The organism is Stenotrophomonas sp. PS02289 (assembly GCF_029960115.1).
Taxonomy (GTDB): Bacteria; Pseudomonadota; Gammaproteobacteria; order Xanthomonadales; family Xanthomonadaceae; genus Stenotrophomonas.
Window position 1 is genome coordinate 1 of sequence record NZ_JASCOZ010000360.1, and the last position, 476, is coordinate 476.

1 rRNA gene is annotated in these 476 nt (G+C 53.6%); it reads right to left on the minus strand.

The features are described from left to right. Positions 1-360 precede the first annotated feature (360 nt). Positions 361-475, minus strand: a 5S ribosomal RNA gene (rrf, locus tag QMX83_RS21605). Between the last annotated feature and the right edge of the window lies 1 nt (position 476).

Here is a 476-nt window from a genome sequence, read left to right on the forward strand (position 1 = left end):
CTTCCTGCAGGCGCCTTCACAAGATACCTGCGCATACTTTCAAAGAACCTGGGAGTCGGCCTCAGCGCCTTCCTCCGTGTGCCCCGACGTTTCCGTCGTTGCGAGCCGCCCATTATAGCCGGCTTTTTCACTTCGTCAACACCTTTTTTCGAGGTGGATCCCGGTGAGGGGATCTGGAAGACCCGAGGGCTTTCCGTCGAAGCGAGCCGCCTATTATGTCAGGCTTTTCGTATCTGTCAACAACTTGTTTGATGAACTTGAAGTTCTTCTTGAAGTTGTTGCTGCAAGTGCATCAAAAAGCATGTGCTTGCAAAAAAAGGAAAACCCCGTTGCGCAAGCAACGGGGTTCTTGGGTGTAAACCCTGGCGATGACCTACTCTCGCATGGCTTGAGCCACACTACCATCGGCGCAGCTGCGTTTCACTTCCGAGTTCGGGATGGGATCGGGTGGTTCCACAGCGCTAATTTCACCAGGG